Annotated in this window: 13 protein-coding genes; 4 read left to right on the top strand and 9 right to left on the bottom strand. The window is 68.2% G+C overall.

The genetic code is table 11. The features are described 5' to 3' along the window. Positions 1-46: 46 nt before the first annotated feature. The gene (locus AC1D0A_RS10880) at positions 47-1,759 is read left to right on the top strand and encodes a formate--tetrahydrofolate ligase (protein ID WP_243181049.1); all 1,713 of its coding nucleotides are present in this window, start codon (positions 47-49) and stop codon (positions 1,757-1,759) included. Positions 1,760-1,882: 123 nt separating this feature from the next. Next, a complete protein-coding gene (locus AC1D0A_RS10875) occupies positions 1,883-2,800 on the top strand; it encodes a DUF559 domain-containing protein (protein WP_243181050.1) in 918 nt (305 codons plus the stop codon). Between the two features lie 84 nt (positions 2,801-2,884). On the opposite strand, the gene AC1D0A_RS10870 is transcribed toward AC1D0A_RS10875, so the two are convergent. The 8 genes from AC1D0A_RS10870 to glmS form a co-directional block, all read right to left on the bottom strand. Continuing rightward, the gene (locus AC1D0A_RS10870; protein ID WP_018773719.1) at positions 2,885-3,970 is read right to left on the bottom strand and encodes an inositol-3-phosphate synthase; all 1,086 of its coding nucleotides are present in this window, start codon (positions 3,968-3,970) and stop codon (positions 2,885-2,887) included. Positions 3,971-4,145: 175 nt separating this feature from the next. Next, positions 4,146-5,186: an L-glyceraldehyde 3-phosphate reductase gene (gene mgrA, locus AC1D0A_RS10865; protein ID WP_476850284.1), complete on the bottom strand. Its 1,041-nt coding sequence runs from the start codon at positions 5,184-5,186 to the stop codon at positions 4,146-4,148. A 15-nt stretch (positions 5,187-5,201) separates the two neighbouring features. Further along, positions 5,202-7,007: a malto-oligosyltrehalose trehalohydrolase gene (gene treZ, locus AC1D0A_RS10860; RefSeq protein ID WP_476945767.1), complete on the bottom strand. Its 1,806-nt coding sequence runs from the start codon at positions 7,005-7,007 to the stop codon at positions 5,202-5,204. Positions 7,008-7,058: 51 nt separating this feature from the next. Next, complete coding sequence (gene treY, locus AC1D0A_RS10855) at positions 7,059-9,383, bottom strand: malto-oligosyltrehalose synthase (RefSeq protein WP_243181054.1); 2,325 nt, start codon at positions 9,381-9,383, stop codon at positions 7,059-7,061. After that, on the bottom strand, positions 9,380-11,746 hold the full coding sequence (gene glgX, locus AC1D0A_RS10850; protein WP_243181056.1) for a glycogen debranching protein GlgX: 2,367 nt from the start codon (positions 11,744-11,746) through the stop codon (positions 9,380-9,382). Before glgX ends, treY begins: the two co-directional genes overlap by 4 nt. A 92-nt stretch (positions 11,747-11,838) precedes the next feature. Further along, a complete protein-coding gene (locus tag AC1D0A_RS10845) occupies positions 11,839-13,377 on the bottom strand; it encodes an NAD(P)H-hydrate epimerase (RefSeq protein WP_476945766.1) in 1,539 nt (512 codons plus the stop codon). Positions 13,378-13,445: 68 nt separating this feature from the next. Further along, positions 13,446-13,793: a holo-ACP synthase gene (locus AC1D0A_RS10840; RefSeq protein ID WP_018773713.1), complete on the bottom strand. Its 348-nt coding sequence runs from the start codon at positions 13,791-13,793 to the stop codon at positions 13,446-13,448. 4 nt (positions 13,794-13,797) lie between these two features. Continuing rightward, a complete protein-coding gene (gene glmS / locus AC1D0A_RS10835; RefSeq protein WP_243181058.1) occupies positions 13,798-15,690 on the bottom strand; it encodes a glutamine--fructose-6-phosphate transaminase (isomerizing) in 1,893 nt (630 codons plus the stop codon). Positions 15,691-15,835: 145 nt separating this feature from the next. Here glmS and coaA point away from each other — a divergent pair, with 145 nt between their 5' ends. Then, complete coding sequence (coaA, locus tag AC1D0A_RS10830) at positions 15,836-16,801, top strand: type I pantothenate kinase (protein WP_243181059.1); 966 nt, start codon at positions 15,836-15,838, stop codon at positions 16,799-16,801. Between the two features lie 10 nt (positions 16,802-16,811). Here the strand turns inward: coaA and AC1D0A_RS10825 are convergent, their stop codons facing one another. Then, complete coding sequence (locus tag AC1D0A_RS10825; RefSeq protein WP_476945765.1) at positions 16,812-17,201, bottom strand: hypothetical protein; 390 nt, start codon at positions 17,199-17,201, stop codon at positions 16,812-16,814. Between AC1D0A_RS10825 and AC1D0A_RS10820 the strand changes: the two genes are divergently transcribed. After that, the gene (locus AC1D0A_RS10820; protein WP_476945764.1) at positions 17,191-17,760 is read left to right on the top strand and encodes a M15 family metallopeptidase; all 570 of its coding nucleotides are present in this window, start codon (positions 17,191-17,193) and stop codon (positions 17,758-17,760) included. The genes AC1D0A_RS10825 and AC1D0A_RS10820 overlap by 11 nt on opposite strands. The last annotated feature ends 4 nt before the right edge of the window (positions 17,761-17,764 follow it).

Raw genomic sequence — 17,764 nt, 5'->3', positions numbered from 1 at the left:
ACCGGACCGGGACAAACCCGCCGACGCCACGAGCCGAAGGACAACGATGTCTGAGACCACCACTGCCGGGAACAACGTCCCCAGCGACCTGGAAATTGCCCAGCGGGCAGTCATGAAGCCGATCGGGGAGATTGCGGCGGCCGCCGGCATCACCCCGGACGCGCTGGAGCTCTACGGACCCTACAAGGCCAAGATCGATCCTGCGAAGCTGACCGTTGCGGCCGGCGCCCCCGTGCGCGCGCCCGGCAAGGTGGTGCTGGTCTCCGCGATGTCGCCCACCCCCGCCGGCGAAGGCAAGTCCACCACGACGGTGGGGCTCGCGGATTCCCTGGCCCGGGCCGGGCACAGCGTGATGATCGCGCTGCGCGAACCCTCGCTCGGCCCCATCCTGGGAATGAAGGGCGGCGCGACCGGCGGCGGCTACTCCCAGGTGCTGCCGATGGACCAGATCAACCTGCACTTCACGGGCGATTTCCACGCCATCACCTCGGCGAACAACGCCCTCATGGCCCTCGTGGACAACCACATCTTCCAGGGCAACGAGCTCAACATCGATCCGCGCCGGATGACGTTCAAGCGCGTCCTGGACATGAACGACCGGTCCCTCCGGGAGGTCGTGATCGGCCTCGGCGGGCCGGCTCAGGGCACGCCGCGGCAGGACGGCTTCGACATCACCGTGGCCTCGGAGATCATGGCCGTGTTCTGCCTCGCCACGGACCTGAACGATCTGCGCGACCGGCTCGGCCGGATCACGTTCGGCTACACCTACGACCGCCGGCCCGTCACCGTGGCCGACCTGGGCGTCCAGGGCGCCCTGACCATGCTGCTCAAGGACGCGATCAAACCCAACCTCGTGCAGACCATCGCCGGCACCCCGGCGCTGGTGCACGGCGGGCCCTTCGCCAACATCGCCCACGGCTGCAACTCCCTCATCGCCACGCAGACTGCCCGCCGCCTTGCGGACATCGTCATCACCGAGGCGGGGTTCGGCGCGGACCTCGGCGCCGAAAAGTACATGGACATCAAGGCGCGGATGGCCGACGTCGCCCCGTCCGCCGTCGTCCTCGTGGCCACCGTCCGGGCGCTCAAGATGCACGGCGGTGTGCCGAAAGACCTGCTCAAGGAGCCCAACGTGGAGGCGCTGGCCGCCGGCGTGGCCAATCTGCGGCGCCACATCCGGAACGTCGAGAAGTTCGGCATCACCCCGGTCGTGGCGGTCAACAAATTCGCCACGGACACCGCGGAGGAGCTGGACTGGCTGCTTCAGTGGTGCGCCGCGGAGGGTGTCCAGGCCGCGGTGGCCGATGTGTGGGGCCGCGGCGGTGGCGGCGACGGCGGCGACGAGCTCGCGGCGAAGGTGGCGGCCGCGATCGACGCCCCGCACGGCTTCCGGCACCTGTACCCGCTGGAGATGTCCGTGGAGGACAAGATCCGGACCATCGTGCAGGAGATCTACGGCGCCGACGGCGTGGACTTCTCCGTGCCCGCGCTCAAACGGCTGGCCGAGATCGAGAAGAACGGCTGGTCCGGGATGCCGGTGTGCATGGCGAAGACCCAGTACTCCTTCACCGACGACGCCACCCGGCTCGGTGCGCCCAAGGGCTTCACCATCCACGTCCGGGACCTCATCCCCAAGACCGGTGCGGGCTTCATCGTGGCGCTCACCGGCGCCGTGATGACCATGCCGGGCCTGCCCAAGGTGCCGGCAGCGATGCGGATGGACGTCGACGACGCCGGTAACCCGGTCGGCCTCTTCTAACGCCCCCGTTGATCTATCACTTTGGGCTGCCATTCCGGCCCTTTGACCGCTCCAAGTGATAGCGTAACGGGGGTCTGTGGATAACCGGAGCGGGGACATGGGGTTCGGACAAGAATGGTCCGCATGCACCCACCAGCACCCCTGCCGGCCCACCTTTCCGCGGCCCCATTCACGGTCTATGAGGCGCGGGCCGCGAGCCTGGGAAGTGCACGGCTCCGTTCCTCCGACATCACCTCGGCGGGCCGGTTGATCCATGTGCCCACAGACTGGGAATTTGAACTCCGAAGCCTGGCCCGTGCCCTGTCGGCCGCGACGCCGGGCGCGTGGATTTCGCACCTCACTGCCGCAGTACTGCTGGGACTGTGGCTCCCATCCTGGTACCGCGGCTGCCGCGAACTGCATCTCAGCAAACGCAGGGCCCTGCCGCCGGTCCGGCGTGAGGGCGTGGTCGGGCACACCGTCCTTGCGTTCGACGACGAGCTGATGATTCTGGACGGCATCCGCATTTCAACACCCGCCCGGACCTGGCTGGACCTTGCCCGCATCCTGCCGCTGGACGATCTCGTTGCAGTGGGCGACCAACTCGTGCGCCGGCCACGCCCTGATCTGGAGGTCCGCACGGAGCCGTGGGCCACACTTCCCCAGCTGACCGCGATGCTGAAACGGCACCCAAAGCTCAAGGGAATCGTGAAAGCACGCCAAGCGACGGCACTCATCCGGCCCGGTGCCGACTCGGCCCCCGAGACGTTCCTGCGCCTGGCGCTGACCGCGGCCGGGTTGCCGGAGCCGGAGTTGCAGCTCCGGATTGCGCCGGGAGACCCCCATTCCCCCGCTGCGGACCTCGGCTACCGCCGGCAGCGGGTGGCCATCCAGTACGACGGCGGGCACCACCTGACGCGCGAACAGCAGTCCCGGGACAATCGACGCGACGAATCGTTCAACGCGGCCGGCTGGCGGTACTTCAAGTTCAACGCCGATGATCTTGCGGATGACTTCCGCGGCGCGGCCCAAAGAGTCCGCTCCGCTCTTCGTCCCCGTTAAACGCCGGTTGCCCTATCACTTGCAGCGGCCAAACCAGAGGTTTAGGAGCCTTAAGTGACAGGGCAACCGGGGAAGGGAAGGCGGTTAGCGCTCCAGGTCGCCGCGGATGAAGGCCTCGACCTTTTCACGGGCGAGGTCGTCGTTGAACTGCTCCGGCGGGGACTTCATGAAGTAGCTCGACGCCGAGACCAGCGGGCCGCCGATGCCGCGGTCCAGGCCGATCTTGGCGGCACGGATGGCGTCGATGATCACGCCGGCGGAGTTGGGCGAGTCCCAGACTTCGAGCTTGTATTCCAGGGACACCGGGGCGTCGCCGAAGTTGCGGCCCTCAAGGCGGACGAAGGCCCACTTGCGGTCATCGAGCCACTGGACGTAGTCGGACGGGCCGATGTGGACGTCCTTGGCGGCGAGCTCGGCCTCGACGTTGGAGGTGACGGCCTGGGTCTTGGAGATCTTCTTGGACTCCAGGCGGTCGCGCTCGAGCATGTTCTTGAAGTCCATGTTGCCGCCGACGTTCAGCTGGTACGTGCGGTCCAGGGTGACGCCGCGGTCCTCGAACAGCTTGGCCATGACGCGGTGCGTGATGGTGGCACCGATCTGGCTCTTGATGTCATCGCCCACGATCGGCACGCCCGCGGCGGTGAACTTGTCCGCCCATTCCTTGGTGCCGGCCAGGAAGACCGGCAGGGCGTTGACGAACGCCACGCCGGCATCGATCGCGCACTGGGCGTAGAACTCGGCGGCCTGCTGGGAACCGACCGGCAGGTAGCACACCATGACGTCAACCTGGGCGTCCTTGAGGGCCTGGACGACGTCGACCGGCTCCTCCGGGGACTGCTCGATGGTCTCGAGGTAGTACTTGCCCAGGCCGTCCAGGGTGTGGCCGCGCTGGACCGTGACGCCGGTCGGCGGGACATCGGCAATCTTGATGGTGTTGTTTTCGCTGGCCAGGATGGCGTCGGACAGGTCCTGCCCCACCTTCTTGCCGTCGACGTCGAACGCGGCAACGAACTGGACGTCGCCGACGTGGTACTGGCCGAACTCCACGTGCATCAGGCCCGGGATCGTGGCCTTGGGGTCGGCATCTTTGTAGTACTGGACGCCCTGGACCAGCGAAGCGGCGCAGTTACCTACGCCGACGATTGCAACACGAATCGGATGTGAAGACACGGAACTCCTTTTGAGAAACAAGGGTGACCGGCGCGGCCGCACTCTGATCTAATGCATCAGTTGTGCGGGCGGCAGGCGGACACGACGCCGTAAGGCGCCCTTAGTAGTCTAGTCAACGCCGCCGGGGCCGCGGTTGTTCCCCGGCGGCCCCGGCGCTTGTGTTAACTGCGGATGCCTACGACTTCTGGGCCCACAGGTTGATGTCTGATTCGACGGCGAATTCATCGATCGCGTCGATCTCATCGGCCGTGAAATCCAGGTTGTTGATCGCAGACAAGGTGTCCTCGAGCTGCCGGACGCTGGACGCGCCCACCAGTGCGGACGTGACCGACGAGCCCTTGCCCTGATCGCGCAGGATCCAGGCGATGGCCAGCTGCGCGAGCGTCTGCCCGCGGCCCTCTGCGATCCGGTTGAGCCCGCGCACGCGGTCCAGCTTTTCCTCGGTGATCATGGATTCGCCCAGGGACTTGTGCTGGGCGGCCCGGGAGTCGGCCGGAATGCCCTTCAGGTAGCGGTCGGTGAGCATACCCTGGGCCAGCGGCGAGAACGCGATGGACCCGGCGCCCACCTGCTCCAGCGCCTCGAAGAGGTTGGGGCTGCCGTTCTCGGTCCAGCGGTTGAGCATGGAGTAGCTGGGCTGGTGGATCAGCAGCGGGGTGCCGAGTTCCTTGAGGATCCCCGCGGCCTCAATGGTCTGTTCCGGGGTATAGGACGAGATCCCGGCGTAGAGCGCCTTGCCGGAGCGCACGGCCTGGTCCAGGGCACCCATGGTTTCTTCCATCGGCGTTTCGGGGTCCGGGCGGTGGCTGTAGAAGATGTCCACATAGTCCAGGCCCATCCGGCCCAGCGACTGGTCCAGGCTGGCCAGCAGGTACTTGCGGGAGCCAAAGTTGCCGTACGGGCCCGGCCACATGTCGTAGCCGGCCTTGCTGGAGATGATCAGCTCGTCGCGGTACGGCTTGAAGTCGTCCTTGAAGTGGCGGCCGAAGTTGGTCTCGGCGCTGCCATAGGGCGGGCCGTAGTTGTTGGCGAGGTCGAAATGGGTGACGCCCAGGTCGAAGGCGCGGCGCAGGATGGCGCGCTGGATTTCGAACGGCTTGTCGTCGCCGAAGTTGTGCCACAGTCCCAGTGAGATGGCCGGGAGTTTCAGGCCGCTGCGCCCCACGCGGCGGTAGGGCATGGAGTCGTAGCGGGTATCAGCTGCCAAATATGTCATACGTCATATCCTGCCTTAGTGGGTGAGTACCGCGGCGCTGTGGCCGGGTAGATGCAGTGGTGTGGCCGGCGCCGCGCCGCCAGCAGCGGATTCCGCGCCGGAAGCCGGGTCCAGCCGGACGCCGTCGTCGGTTGCCAGGGCCAGGGCCGCCCCGCGGACCGGGACCCGCCGCGCCTCGGCGGAAAAGTTCATCGCCACCTCGGTGCGGCCGCGGCGCAGCAGCAGCCAGCCCTCGTCCTCGCTGACATCGACGGCGGTGTCCTCGAAGCCGGGTTCCGTCAGGTCCGGCGTGGTGCGGCGCAGCGTGATGAGTGCCCGGTACAGCTCCAGGAGGCGGGCGTGGTCCCCTCCCGAGGCCTCGGCCCAGTCCAGCTTGGACCGGGTGAAGGTCTCCGGATCCTGCGGGTCAGGGACGACGCCGGGGTCCCAGCCCATGCGCTCGAACTCCCTGATCCGGCCCTCGGCCGTCGCCTTGCCCAGCTCCGGTTCCGGGTGGGAGGTGAAGAACTGCCACGGGGTGGTGGCCCCGTATTCCTCGCCCATGAACAGCATGGGCGTGAACGGCGAGGTCAGGGTGGCGACGGCGGCGAGGGCGAGCGGCCCGTAGCCCAGGGTCTGGGACAGCCTGTCCCCGGTGGCCCGGTTGCCGATCTGGTCGTGGTTCTGGCTGCACACCACCAGCGCGGCCGGGTGGACCTGAGCCGGGTCGATGGGCCGGCCGTGGTGGCGGGCGCGGAAGCTGGAGTAGCTGCCGTCGTGGAAGAACCCGCACTCCAGGACCTTGGCCAGCGCCCCGAGCGAGTCGAAGTCGGCGTAGTAGCCGGTGGTTTCGCCGCTGACGTTGACGTGGACGGCGTGGTGGAAGTCATCGCTCCACTGCCCGGCCAGCCCGTACCCGTTGGTGTCCCGCGGGTAGAGCAGGCGCGGGTTGTTCAGGTCCGATTCCGCGATCATCGTGGCCGGACGTCCGGTCTCGGCGGCTATTTCGTCGGCGAGGGCGCCGAAGTCCTCCAGCAGGTGCACGGCGCGCTCGTCCTTGAATGCGTGCACGGCGTCCAGCCGCAGACCGTCCACGTGGTAGTCCCGCAGCCACATCGCGGCGTTGTCCAGGATGTAGCGGCGCACCTCGTCCGATTCCGGGCCGTCGAGGTTAACCGAGTCGCCCCAGGTGTTGCCCTCCCCCGATTTCAGGTAGGGCCCGAAACGGGGAAGATAGTTCCCGCTGGGGCCGAGGTGGTTGTAGACAACGTCCTGGATGACGCCCAGGCCGGCGGCGTGGGCGGCGTCCACGAAGCGCTGGTACGCGGCGGGTCCGCCGTAGCCTTCGTGCACGGCGTACCAGAGGACACCGTCGTAGCCCCAGTTGTGGGTGCCGTTGAACCCGTTGACCGGCAGCAGCTCGACGAAGTCGATGCCCAGCTCCGCCAGGTACGCCAGCTTCCCTGCCGCGGCGTCCAGTGTTCCCTCCGGCGTGAAGGTGCCCACGTGGAGTTCGTAGATGACGGCGCCCTTGAGCTCCCGCCCCGCCCACTGGCCGTCAGCCCACTGGTGGCGTCCGGCGTCGAACGTGCGGGAGAGCGCGTGCACGCCCGCGGGCTGGCGGCGGGACCGCGGGTCCGGCAGCGGGGTGGGATCCCCGTCCACCAGGTAGCCGTAGTCCACGTCCCCGTCGGCGGGCGCCCCGGCGGCGGTCCACCAGCCGGGCGCCTCCGCGCCGCGGCGGGTCATGTCGTACTTCCGGCCGTCGGCGAGGAGCGTGACGGCCTGCGCTTCCGGTGCCCAGAGATCGAAGCGGTCGCTTCCGTGTGCAGGCAAGGTCATGGCATTCTTCCGTTCCCCATGTCGGTACTATTCCCCATATCGAAGGTCTGCTTAGTCGGTGGGCACCAGGAGGGCCACGGGGTAGTCCCGCAGGATCTCCCCCACGGCCACGGTGCCCGGACCGTGTGTGGCACCGGTCAGTTCATCGGCCATGGCCGCGGCGAGCTCGACGGTCGTGTCCTGCCATCCGCCGCGCTGCTCCAGGCCGCGGGGCAGCCGGGTGGCGAGCGTCAGCGCGCCCGGGGCTGCGGGAGTCCCGCGGTCAAAGGCGAGCAGGTGCGCTGCGGCGGTGCCCGTGGCGGTGACCGGGGTGTACCCGGTGAAAAGTTCCGGCCTGTCCCGGCGCAGCCGCAGGGCCCGCGAGGTGACGAGGAGTTTCGCTGCCTCGTCCAGGAACGACGCCGGATGCTCACCGGCGTCGAGCGCGGCGAGGGCGCGCCGGCGGGCACCGAAGTCGAACGGCCGCCGGTTGTCCGGATCGGTCAGCGAGCGGTCCCAGAATTCGGTGCCCTGGTACACGTCCGGCACCCCGGGCATGGTGAGCTGCACGAGCTTGGAGCCCAGGGAATTGGCGGCCCCGTAGGGCTCCAGCAGGGCCACGAGGGACTCCAGTTCGGCGGCCACCTCCGGGGTGTCGAAGGCGGCGTCGACGGCGGCTGCAAGTTTCGCCTCGAAGGCCTCGTCCGGATCGATCCAGTTGGTCGAGTTTCCGGCCTCCCGGGCGGCTTTTTGCGCGTAGGACTGCAGCCGGTCGCGGTCTGCGGGCCAGACGCCTGCGACGGCCTGCCACAGCAGGTTGGCCAGCGGGCCGTCCGGCAGCGGCGCCAGTGTCTGCAGCCGCTGCAGGGATGCCTGCCATTCCGGTGCGAGTTCGGCCAGGACCGAGATCCGGGCCCGGGTGTCCTCGCTGCGCTTGGTGTCGTGGGTGCTGAGGGTGGTCATGGACAACGGCAGCTCGGCCTGGCGCCGGGCCATCCGGGTGTGGAATTCCTCCGGTGCCACGGCGAACTCGGTGGGGTCGGCGCCGACTTCGGTCAGGGTGCCCAGCCGGGTGTAGCGGAAGAACGCGGTGTCTTCCACGCCCTTGGCCATGACCATCCCGGAGGTCTGCTGGAAGCGCATGCCGAGTTCTGCCTGCGCGTCGAGCAGCAGGGGCAGCAGCACGCCGACGGCGCCTTCCAGTTCGGGGCGGCGGCGGACCGCGAGTTCGCATGCCTCTTTAAGGACGTCCGCACCCTCCGGAAGATAGCTGCGGTAGACCGGGAATGCAGCGATGATCTCGGACAGTGCGTCCGCCGCGGCTTCCTGGCCCAGTCCTGCCGCGGCAGGTACCAGCCGTGCCAGCCGGAGCATTTCCGAGTGCAGGATTCCGTCTGTGATCCGGCGTTTGGTGCCGCGGATCATGTCCTCGTAGTCGGCAGCGCCGCCGCGCAGTTCGGCGTCGAGCGCGTCAAGCGGGCCCTGACCCGCGGCGTCGACGAACACCCGGTCCACGTCCGCGAGGGCGTCGTAGCCGGTGGTGCCCTCGCACTCGAAGCCGGCGGGCAGGGCCTCGCCCGGTTCCAGGATCTTCTCGATCAGCAGGTAGCTGCCGCCGGCGGCCTCCCGCAGCCGGTGCAGGTATCCCTCCGGATCGGCGAGGCCGTCCGGGTGGTCGATCCGCAGCCCGTCGACGAGCCCTTCCCGGAACCAGCGCACAACTTCCGCGTGGGCTTCATCGAAGACCTCGGGGATCTCCACCCGGATCCCGGCCAGGCTGTTGACGGCAAAGAACCGGCGGTAGTTCAGGTCCGTGTCGGCCCGGCGCCAGCCGATCAGTTCGTAGTGCTGACGGTCGTGGACCTCGCGGGGATCGTCGGCAGTGGAGTCACCTGCGGTATACGTGCCCTCTGCGAGCGGAAAGCGGTGGTCGTAGTAGTGCAGTTCCCCGTCCTTGATTTCCAGCGCGTCGAGGTCGGAGTCGTCCCCCAGCACCGGGATCCGCACCCGGCCGCCGCCGAAGTCCCAGTCGACGTCGAATGCCTGCGCGTAGCGGGACTGCTGTCCCTCCTTCAGGAGCGACCACCACCACGGGTTCTGGGCCGGGGTCGCGACGCCGACGTGGTTGGGCACGATGTCGACCAGCACGCCCATGCCGGCCTCCCGCGCGGCGGCCGACGCCGCCAGCAGGCCGTCCGCGCCGCCCCGGTCCGGATCAATGGCGGAGGGATCGGTGACGTCGTAGCCGTGGTCCGAGCCACGCTCTGCCGTGAGGATCGGCGAGAGGTAGATCCAGTCCACGCCCAGCGACTTCAGGTACGGCACGGTCTGCGCGGCGTCCTGCAGCGTAAACCCGGGCCGGATCTGCAGCCGGTACGTCGAGACGGGGGTTCTCATTTAGCCCGGCCCTTCGGCGTCTTCGGCTTGTCGGCCCCCGCCTTTTTCGAGCCGGAGGCTTTCGCGGAGCCCTTGGAGGCCCCGGTTGCCGGGGCCTCCGGAGCCGGAGCCGGCTCGGCCGCGGCCGCCGGAGCTTCCGGTGCCGGGGCCGCCGGAGCTTCCGGTGCCGGGGCCGCAGAACCGGCACCCGTAGAGTCCTCGTGCTCGGCCATCGCGGCGAGGGAGGCTGCCGCGGAGTAGTCCACTTCCACCTCGGGGCCGGAGTGGGCCCGGAGCACCACCATCGACTTTGCCGCCAGCTTCAGCACGGACCCGGCTTTCAGCGGCGCCTCAGTGTCCGCCTGGTCCGCGGTGTCCACCAGCACGTCCCAGAACCGTGAGTACTCCTCGGCCGGCAGGGCGAAGTCCACGTCGTCGTCGTGGGCGTTGAAGCCGAGCAGGAAACTGTCGTCGGTGATCCGGCGTCCGCGGGAGTCCTGTTCCTGGATGCCGTGGCCGTTGTAGAACACACCGATGGTCCGGCCGAAGCCGCTGCCCCAGTCCTCCGGGAGCATTCCGGTGCCGTCGGTCTTCAGCCAGACGATGTCCGGCAGTTTCTCGCCCTCACCGCGGACCACCGGGCGGCCGTCGAAGAAGCGGCTGCGCCGGAACGTCGGGTGGTCGTGCCGGATCTTGTTGACGACGGCGGTGAACTCCACCAGCGGCTGGTCCATCGCGTCCCAGTGGATCCAGCTCAGCTCGGAGTCCTGGCAGTAGGTGTTGTTGTTGCCCTGCTGGGTGCGGCCGAGCTCGTCGCCGTGCAGGAGCATCGGGACGCCCTGCGAGAGCAGCAGGGTGGCGATGAAGTTGCGCTGCTGGCGGGCCCGAAGGGTCAGGACGTGGTCGTTGTCCGTGTCCCCTTCCTCGCCGCAGTTCCAGGAGCGGTTGTGGGATTCGCCGTCGTTGTTGCCTTCGCCGTTGGCGTCGTTGTGCTTCTCGTTGTAGGACACGAGGTCGCGCATGGTAAAGCCGTCGTGCGCCGTGACGAAGTTGATCGAGGCCACCGGGCGCCGGGCGGAGCTTTCGTAGAGGTCCGCGGAACCGGTCAGGCGGGAGGCGAATTCGCCCAGGGTCGAGGGCTCGCCGCGCCAGAAGTCGCGGACCGTGTCGCGGTATTTGCCGTTCCACTCGGTCCACTGGGGCGGGAAGTTGCCCACCTGGTAGCCGCCCGGGCCGATGTCCCACGGCTCGGCGATCAGCTTGACCTGGGAGACGATCGGGTCCTGCTGGATGAGTTCGAAGAAGGTGGACAGCTTGTCCACGTCGTAGAACTCGCGGGCCAGGGTGGAGGCGAGGTCGAAGCGGAAGCCGTCGACGTGCATTTCCGTCACCCAGTAGCGCAGGGAGTCCATCAGTAGCTGAAGGGAGTGCGGGTGCCGGACATTGAGGGAGTTACCGGTGCCGGTGTAGTCCATGTAGTGCTTCAGGTCGCCGTCCACCAGCCGGTAGTAGGCCTGGTTGTCGATGCCCTTGAAGGACAGCGTGGGGCCGAGGTGGTTGCCTTCAGCGGTGTGGTTGTACACCACGTCCAGGATCACCTCGATGCCGGCCTTGTGCAGCTCGCGGACCATGGCCTTGAATTCCTGCACCTGGTGCCCGACGTCGCCGGAGGAACTGTAGGTGTTTTGCGGCGCGAAGAAGCCGATCGTGTTGTAGCCCCAGTAGTTGTTGAGGCCCTTCTCCTCGAGCGTGCCGTCGTTGACGAACTGGTGGACGGGCATGAGCTCGATCGCGGTGACGCCGAGCTTCTTCAGGTGCTCAATCACGGCCGGGTGCGACACGCCGGCGTAGGTGCCGCGCTGCTCTTCGGGAATTTCCGGGTGGAGCTCGGTCAGGCCCTTGACGTGCGCCTCGTAGATGACCGACTGGTGGTAGGGGATCCGCAGCTGGCGGTCGCCGTCCCACTCGAAGAACGGGTTGATGACGACGCCGTGCATGGTGTGCGGGGCCGAGTCGCTGTCATTGCGCGAGTCGGGGTCGCCGAATTCGTAGGTGAAGAGCGCCGGGTCCCAGTCGATCTGGCCCTGGACGGCCTTGGCGTAGGGGTCCATCAGCAGCTTGTTCGGGTTGAAGCGGTTGCCGTGTTCGGGTTCGTACGGGCCGTGGACCCGGTAGCCGTACTTCTGTCCGGGCTGGACCTGCGGCAGGTAGCAGTGCCACACGTAGCCGTCCACTTCGGTCAGTTCGATCCGGGTCTCGGTGAGGTCGTCGGCGAGGAGGCACAGTTCCACCCGCTCGGCGCGCTCGCTGAACAGGGCAAAATTGGTGCCAGTGCCGTCAAAAGTGGCTCCCAGCGGGTAAGCCGATCCGGGCCAGACTTCCATGTGTACTCCTCGTGCGGAACGAATATTCTCTAGACAGACTACTTGTAAGTAGGGTTAGTATTTGCCCGGGCGCCCGGGGCGCCCCCGTTTTGTTACAGCTCCCGCATCACCTCCGGGACGGCACGCGCGATGGCCGTTGCTGTCACCGGCCCCCCGCGGGAAGCCCGGACTCCGGCAAGACCGTGGATGCTGGCTGCCATCGCCGCGATCGCCGCCCATCTGGCATCGGGGTCGATGTCATATGCACCGAAGCGCCCGACGTCGGCGCCCAACTGGGCCAGCAGTGCGCCGATGACTCCGGCCAGGACGTCGCCGCTGCCTGCCGTGGCGAGCCAGGGCGTGCCTTCGGACTGGCTGTAGAAGTCCTGGAAGGGGGAGGCCACAAGGGTCGTGGCGCCCTTGAGCAGCACGGTGGCTTCGGTCAGGCCCGCAGCCCGCCGCACTGCGCTGAGGGTGGATGCTTCGACGGCGGAGCGGTCCAACACAACCCCGAGGCGCTGAAGCAATGCCGACAGTTCGCCCGCGTGGGGTGTCAGGATCACTTGCGGGGCCAGCACATCAGGCAGGGCCGGCAGCGCGCCGGCGTCGGCGATCGTCGGCAGGCCCGAGTCTGCGGCGTCGCGGGCGCGCTGCAGCTGCTCCTCATCGGAGTCATCCAGTCCGGAGCCGACGAGCCAGGCCTGAACGTGCGTGTCGGCCACGGCGCCGGCGCTGCACACCACCTCGGGGCAGGAACGGCGGATCAGGTCGGCGACGTCCGGCGGCCCCAGGTAACGCACCATTCCGACGCCGGCTGCCCGGGCGCCCTGGCAGGCCAGCACCGCGGCGCCGGGATAAGCGCCGGAGCCCGCGACCACCCCCAGCACCCCCCGGGAGTACTTGTGCGCCCGCCGCTGCGGGCGTGGCAGGAGGGCGGACAGGTCTGCGGCCTCAAGCCGTCGCAGGGACGGCCATGGCAGCGCCTGCTCGATTCCGATCGGGACCACCCGGATGGCGCCCGCGAAGTCCGCGCCCGGGTCCGCCAGCAGGCCGGCCTTGGCGGCCCCAAAAGTCACCGTCATGTCGGCCGCCAGCACCGGCGCGTGCGCCTCCCCCGTGTCCGCGTCTACCCCGCTGGGGATATCGCAGGCCACCACCAAGGGGGAACGGGAGCCAGGCCGGGAACGTTCCAGGGCCGCGACCAGTTGGGCGGCCGGTCCGCGCAGCCCGCCCTGGGCTCCGGTCCCGAGGACTGCGTCGATCACGACGTCGGTGCCGCCGGCCAGCGCGGCGAGTTCGGCCGCGTTGTCCCCGGTGAGGGCCACGGCCTGCCCGCCGGCCTTCCGGAACGCCGCCAGCCCGGCGTCGTGGGCCGCACCCGCGGTGAGCACCGCCGTCGTGCGCATGCCGCGGCGGGCGAGCAGCGCGGCGGCGAAGAGCCCGTCTCCGCCGTTGTTGCCCTTGCCCGCCAGCACGGCCACGCTGGAGCCGTACAGCCGCTGCCCGCGGCTGCGCAGTTCGCGGATCACGGCGTTGGCGAGGCCGTACGCGGCCCGCTGCATAAGAACAGCGCCCGCACCGGAGCCCAGGGTGTCGTCGAGAAATGGCTTTTCGGCCTCACGCACCTGGGTTCCGGTGTAGGCGCTGATCATGGTTTCAGTCCATTCGCGGTCGCTGGGGAATGCTCGGCGCTGGGGCCGGTTCTGCCTGGACGGCCGTCTCAGCCTTCGGCGACAACCGTCGCCGTGGCGATCCCGCCGTCGTGGCTCATGGACAAGTGCCAGCGCTTGACGCCCTTGGACTCCGCCACGGCCAGTACGGTGCCTTTGACCTGGACGGTGGGGCCGTTCTGGTCCAGCCCAATCCAGCAGTCCTGCCAGTTCATGCCGGCCGGCGCCCCCAGCACTTTGGCCACGGCCTCCTTCGCGGCAAACCGCGCGGCGAGGGACCGCGTGTTCAGTTCCCGCTCGGCGGGGACGAACAGCCTGTCGCGCAGCCCGGGGGTGCGTTCGAGCTGGCGCCCGAACCGCTCAATGTCTACGACGTCTACGCCTATGCCAACAATCATGGCGTTATTCTACGGTCACGCTCTTGGCCAGGTTGCGTGGCTGGTCCACGTCGTAACCCTTGGCCGAGGCGAGTGCGAGGGCGAAGATCTGCAGCGGCACCGTTGCGAGCAGCGGCGCCAGGAGCGTCGGGGTCTCCGGGATGTAGAAGACGTGTTCGGCGTACGCCTTGACGGCCTCGTCGCCTTCTTCGGCGATCACGATCGTCTTGGCGCCGCGGGCACGGACTTCCTGGATGTTGGAGACCACCTTGGAGTGCAGCGAGTCGCGGCCGCGCGGGGACGGGACCACCACGAAGACGGGCTGGCCTTCCTCGATCAGCGCGATCGGGCCGTGCTTGAGTTCTCCGGCGGCGAAGCCCTCGGCGTGGATGTACGCGAGCTCCTTGAGCTTGAGCGCGCCCTCCATCGCCACCGGGAAACCGACGTGGCGGCCCAGGAACAGCACGGACTTGGCGTCAGCCATGGACTGGCCGAGTTCCTTGATCTGGGCCTCGTTGTCGAGGATGCGCTGGATCTTGGCCGGGATCTTGCCCAGGTCGGCCAGGATGTCCTTGATCTCGCCCTGGAACTTGTTGCCGCGCAGCTGTGCCAAATAAAGGCCCAGCAGGTAGGCGGCCGTGATCTGGGCCAGGAACGCCTTGGTCGAGGCCACGGCGATTTCGGGTCCGGCGTGCGTGTAGAGCACGGCGTCCGATTCGCGCGGGATGGTGGAGCCGTTGGTGTTGCAGATGGAGACGGTCTTGGCGCCCTGTTCCTTGGCGTAGCGGACCGCCATGAGGGTGTCCATGGTCTCGCCGGACTGGGAGATGGAGACAATCAGCGTGTTCTCGTCCACGATCGGATCCCGGTAGCGGAATTCGTGCGAGAGCTCGACCTCGGTGGGAATCCGGCACCAGTGCTCAATGGCGTATTTCGCCACCTGCCCGGCGTAGGCGGAGGTGCCACACGCGAGGACGATGATCTTGTTGACGTTCTTGAGCAGCTGCGGGTCCACGCGGAGCTCGTCAAGCGTCAGCTTGCCGTGGATGTCCGAGCGGCCCAGCAGCGTCTGGAGCACGGCATCCGGCTGGTCGTGGATTTCCTTTTCCATGAAGGACGGGAAGCCGCCCTTTTCCGCCGAGGCCGGGTCCCAGTCGACCTGGTATTCCTTGCCCTCGGCGGGGGCTCCGTAGAAGTCCGTGATTTCCACGGAGTCGGCGGTGATCGTGACGATCTGGTCCTGGCCGAGTTCCACGGCGCGCCGGGTGTAGTCGATGAAGCCGGAGACGTCGGAGCCGAGGAAGTTCTCGCCTTCGCCGAGGCCGACGACGAGCGGGGAGTTCCGGCGGGCGGCGACCACAACGTCGGGCTGGTCGGCGTGGACGGCGAGGAGCGTGAAAGCGCCTTCGAGCCGCTGGCAGGCAAGCTGCATGGCCAGGGTCAGGCCGCCGTTGCTGGCGTCGCCGCCGAGCTGGTTCCGGTACACATCCCCGAGCAGGGCGGCCGCCACTTCCGTGTCGGTCTCGGATTCGAAGGTGACGCCCTTGCGCTGGAGCTCGAGCTTGAGCTCGGCGAAGTTCTCGATGATGCCGTTGTGGATCAGGGCCAGCTTGCCGCCGTCGGCCAGGTGCGGGTGCGCGTTCTGGTCCGTCGGGCCGCCGTGCGTCGCCCAGCGCGTGTGGCCAATTCCCGTGAGGGATTCCGGCAGCGGGCGGGCGTCCAGCTCCGCAATGAGGTTGCTCAGTTTGCCGGACTTCTTCCTGGAAGAAATCGTGCCGTCGGCCACTACAGCGATACCCGCGGAGTCGTAGCCGCGGTACTCCAGGCGCCGCAATCCTTCAAGGACAACGTCCAAGGCATCGTGTCCCGCATTTACCCGGCCATCTGAGTGGCCCACATATCCAACGATTCCACACATGGTCATAAGCCTAGCGGGTTTCCGGGAGGGAGGACGTGGGACGGCGGGGCGTGACGGCCCCTGCGCGGGGCTCAGGACGGCCGGCCCCGGCTTCCACCGGCCAGTCCATTTCGCTCTCGGCGTTGTGAAGGGCAGAATCTCTAGGGTGACTTTGCAACGCAATGAAGCGAACGGGGAAGGTGTCTCCCCGTTCGTGGAGCTGGACCGGCAGACCTGGTCCCGGCTCGCTGCCCAGATGGAGCAGCCCCTTAATGAAGAGGATGTGTTCCGCCTTCGCGGCCTCGGGGACCCCCTTGACATCAAGGAAGTGCGCGAGGTCTACCTGCCGCTGTCCCGGCTCCTGCACCTTTATGTGGAAGCCGCGGGCCAGCTTCACTCTGCCACCACCACCTTCCTCGGCGAAAGCACCCAGCGCACGCCGTTCGTGATCGGCGTGGCCGGTTCGGTGGCCGTGGGCAAGTCCACCATTGCCCGCGTCCTGCGCGAAATGCTCCGGCGCTGGCCCGGCACCCCCAATGTGGAGCTCATCACCACGGACGGATTCCTCTACCCGCTCGCCGAGCTCAAGCGCCGGCAATTACTAGAGCGCAAGGGTTTTCCGGAGTCCTACGACCGCCGTGCCCTGCTGCGCTTCGTGAGCGAGATCAAGGGCGGCGCCGAGGAGGTCCGGGCCCCCTGGTATTCCCACGTCACCTATGACATCGTCCCCGGCAAGGAAGTGGTGGTGCGCCGCCCGGACGTGCTGATAGTCGAGGGGCTGAATGTCCTGGCTCCGGCCCGGGCGCGGCAGGACGGCAGGCAGGGCCTGGCCCTGAGCGACTTCTTCGATTTCTCCATCTACGTCGACGCGAAGACCTCGTATATCGAGGAGTGGTACGTGGACCGGTTCCGCAAACTGCGGAGCACGGCGTTCGCCCAGCCGGAATCGTACTTCCACCGTTACGCAACCCTCTCCGATGCCGAGGCCGAAGAGACCGCCCGTGAGATCTGGAAGCGCATCAACGAGCCCAACCTCGAGGAAAACGTCCTCCCCACCCGGGGCCGCGCGCAACTGGTCCTGACCAAGGACGCCGACCACTCCATCCGCCGGATGCTGCTGAGGAAGGTCTAGCACAGATGTGCTACGACGACGCTGACGGGACGGCGGGACGGCGGGAGGCCGGCCCGGAATCGCCGAGCCGCCGGGCCTTCAGCCGCCTCCTGCTGGCGGGCACGGGCCTCGCGGCGCTGTCCGCCTGCACCCCGGCCCAGTCCTTCACGCCTTCCGGCACGCCGGGGCCGACGCCGGGCACAGGCACTGGCAGTTCGACGTCGACCGCCGCCGCCGCGGCGTCGACCCCGCCGGCAAGCTCATCGTCGGCGCCCGTTCCGGAAAGCACCACTGCGGCGGCGCAGGCGCCGTCGGCGGCGTCGCCTGTCCCGCCGTCGGCCGCTGCTCGCCCTCCATCGGCCGCGGCGCCGGGGCCGCAACATTCCCTCTCGGACCCCACCAGCCCGTGGGTGATCGTCAACAAGCACCGCCCGCTCTCCCCCGCCACCTTTGTGCCGCCCGATCTGGCCCGCCCGGCCGTCCGTTTGGCGACGTCGGGCGAGGCGGCGCTGGTGAACGGCACGACGGCGGCAGCGGCTGAGAGGATGTTCGCGGCAGCGGCTGCCGACGGCGTCATCATCACCCTGGCCAGCGGGTACCGTTCGTTCGCGACGCAGCGGGCAACCTACGGCAGCTACGTGAATTCCCGCGGTCAGGCGGAGGCTGACACCGCCTCGGCCCGGCCCGGCTACTCAGAGCACCAGACGGGCTGGGCGTTCGACATCGGCGACGGCAGCGGGGCGGACTCTTTCACGCCCCAGTTCAAGGACCGCCCGGCGGCGATCTGGGCCAAGGCGAATGCCCACCGCTTCGGCTTCGTGGTCCGCTACCCGTGGATGCTGCACGAAATCACCGGGTATTTCTACGAGCCATGGCATCTGCGCTTCGTCGGCAAGGAGGCGGCCGCGGACATGCGCGCCCGCGGCATCGGCACGCTCGAGGAATACTTCGGCGTGGAAGCCGCCCCGGCGTACTTGTAAGCCC

This window comes from Arthrobacter sp. P1_D4, from assembly GCF_056406115.1.
The sequence above is the reverse complement of the archived record's forward strand: the minus strand, read 5'-3'. Positions and strand labels throughout refer to the sequence as shown.

What these genes read in the sequence shown, in the direction of transcription:
- AC1D0A_RS10845 (WP_476945766.1), bottom strand. Translation starts at nt 13,377, where the DNA reads ATGATCAGCGCCTACACCGGAACCCAGGTGCGTGAGGCCGAAAAGCCA.
- AC1D0A_RS10840 (WP_018773713.1), bottom strand. Translation starts at nt 13,793, where the DNA reads ATGATTGTTGGCATAGGCGTAGACGTCGTAGACATTGAGCGGTTCGGG.
- AC1D0A_RS10875 (WP_243181050.1), top strand. Translation starts at nt 1,883, where the DNA reads ATGCACCCACCAGCACCCCTGCCGGCCCACCTTTCCGCGGCCCCATTC.
- treY (WP_243181054.1), bottom strand. Translation starts at nt 9,383, where the DNA reads ATGAGAACCCCCGTCTCGACGTACCGGCTGCAGATCCGGCCCGGGTTT.
- glgX (WP_243181056.1), bottom strand. Translation starts at nt 11,746, where the DNA reads ATGGAAGTCTGGCCCGGATCGGCTTACCCGCTGGGAGCCACTTTTGAC.
- treZ (WP_476945767.1), bottom strand. Translation starts at nt 7,007, where the DNA reads ATGACCTTGCCTGCACACGGAAGCGACCGCTTCGATCTCTGGGCACCG.
- mgrA (WP_476850284.1), bottom strand. Translation starts at nt 5,186, where the DNA reads ATGACATATTTGGCAGCTGATACCCGCTACGACTCCATGCCCTACCGC.
- glmS (WP_243181058.1), bottom strand. Translation starts at nt 15,690, where the DNA reads ATGTGTGGAATCGTTGGATATGTGGGCCACTCAGATGGCCGGGTAAAT.
- AC1D0A_RS10880 (WP_243181049.1), top strand. Translation starts at nt 47, where the DNA reads ATGTCTGAGACCACCACTGCCGGGAACAACGTCCCCAGCGACCTGGAA.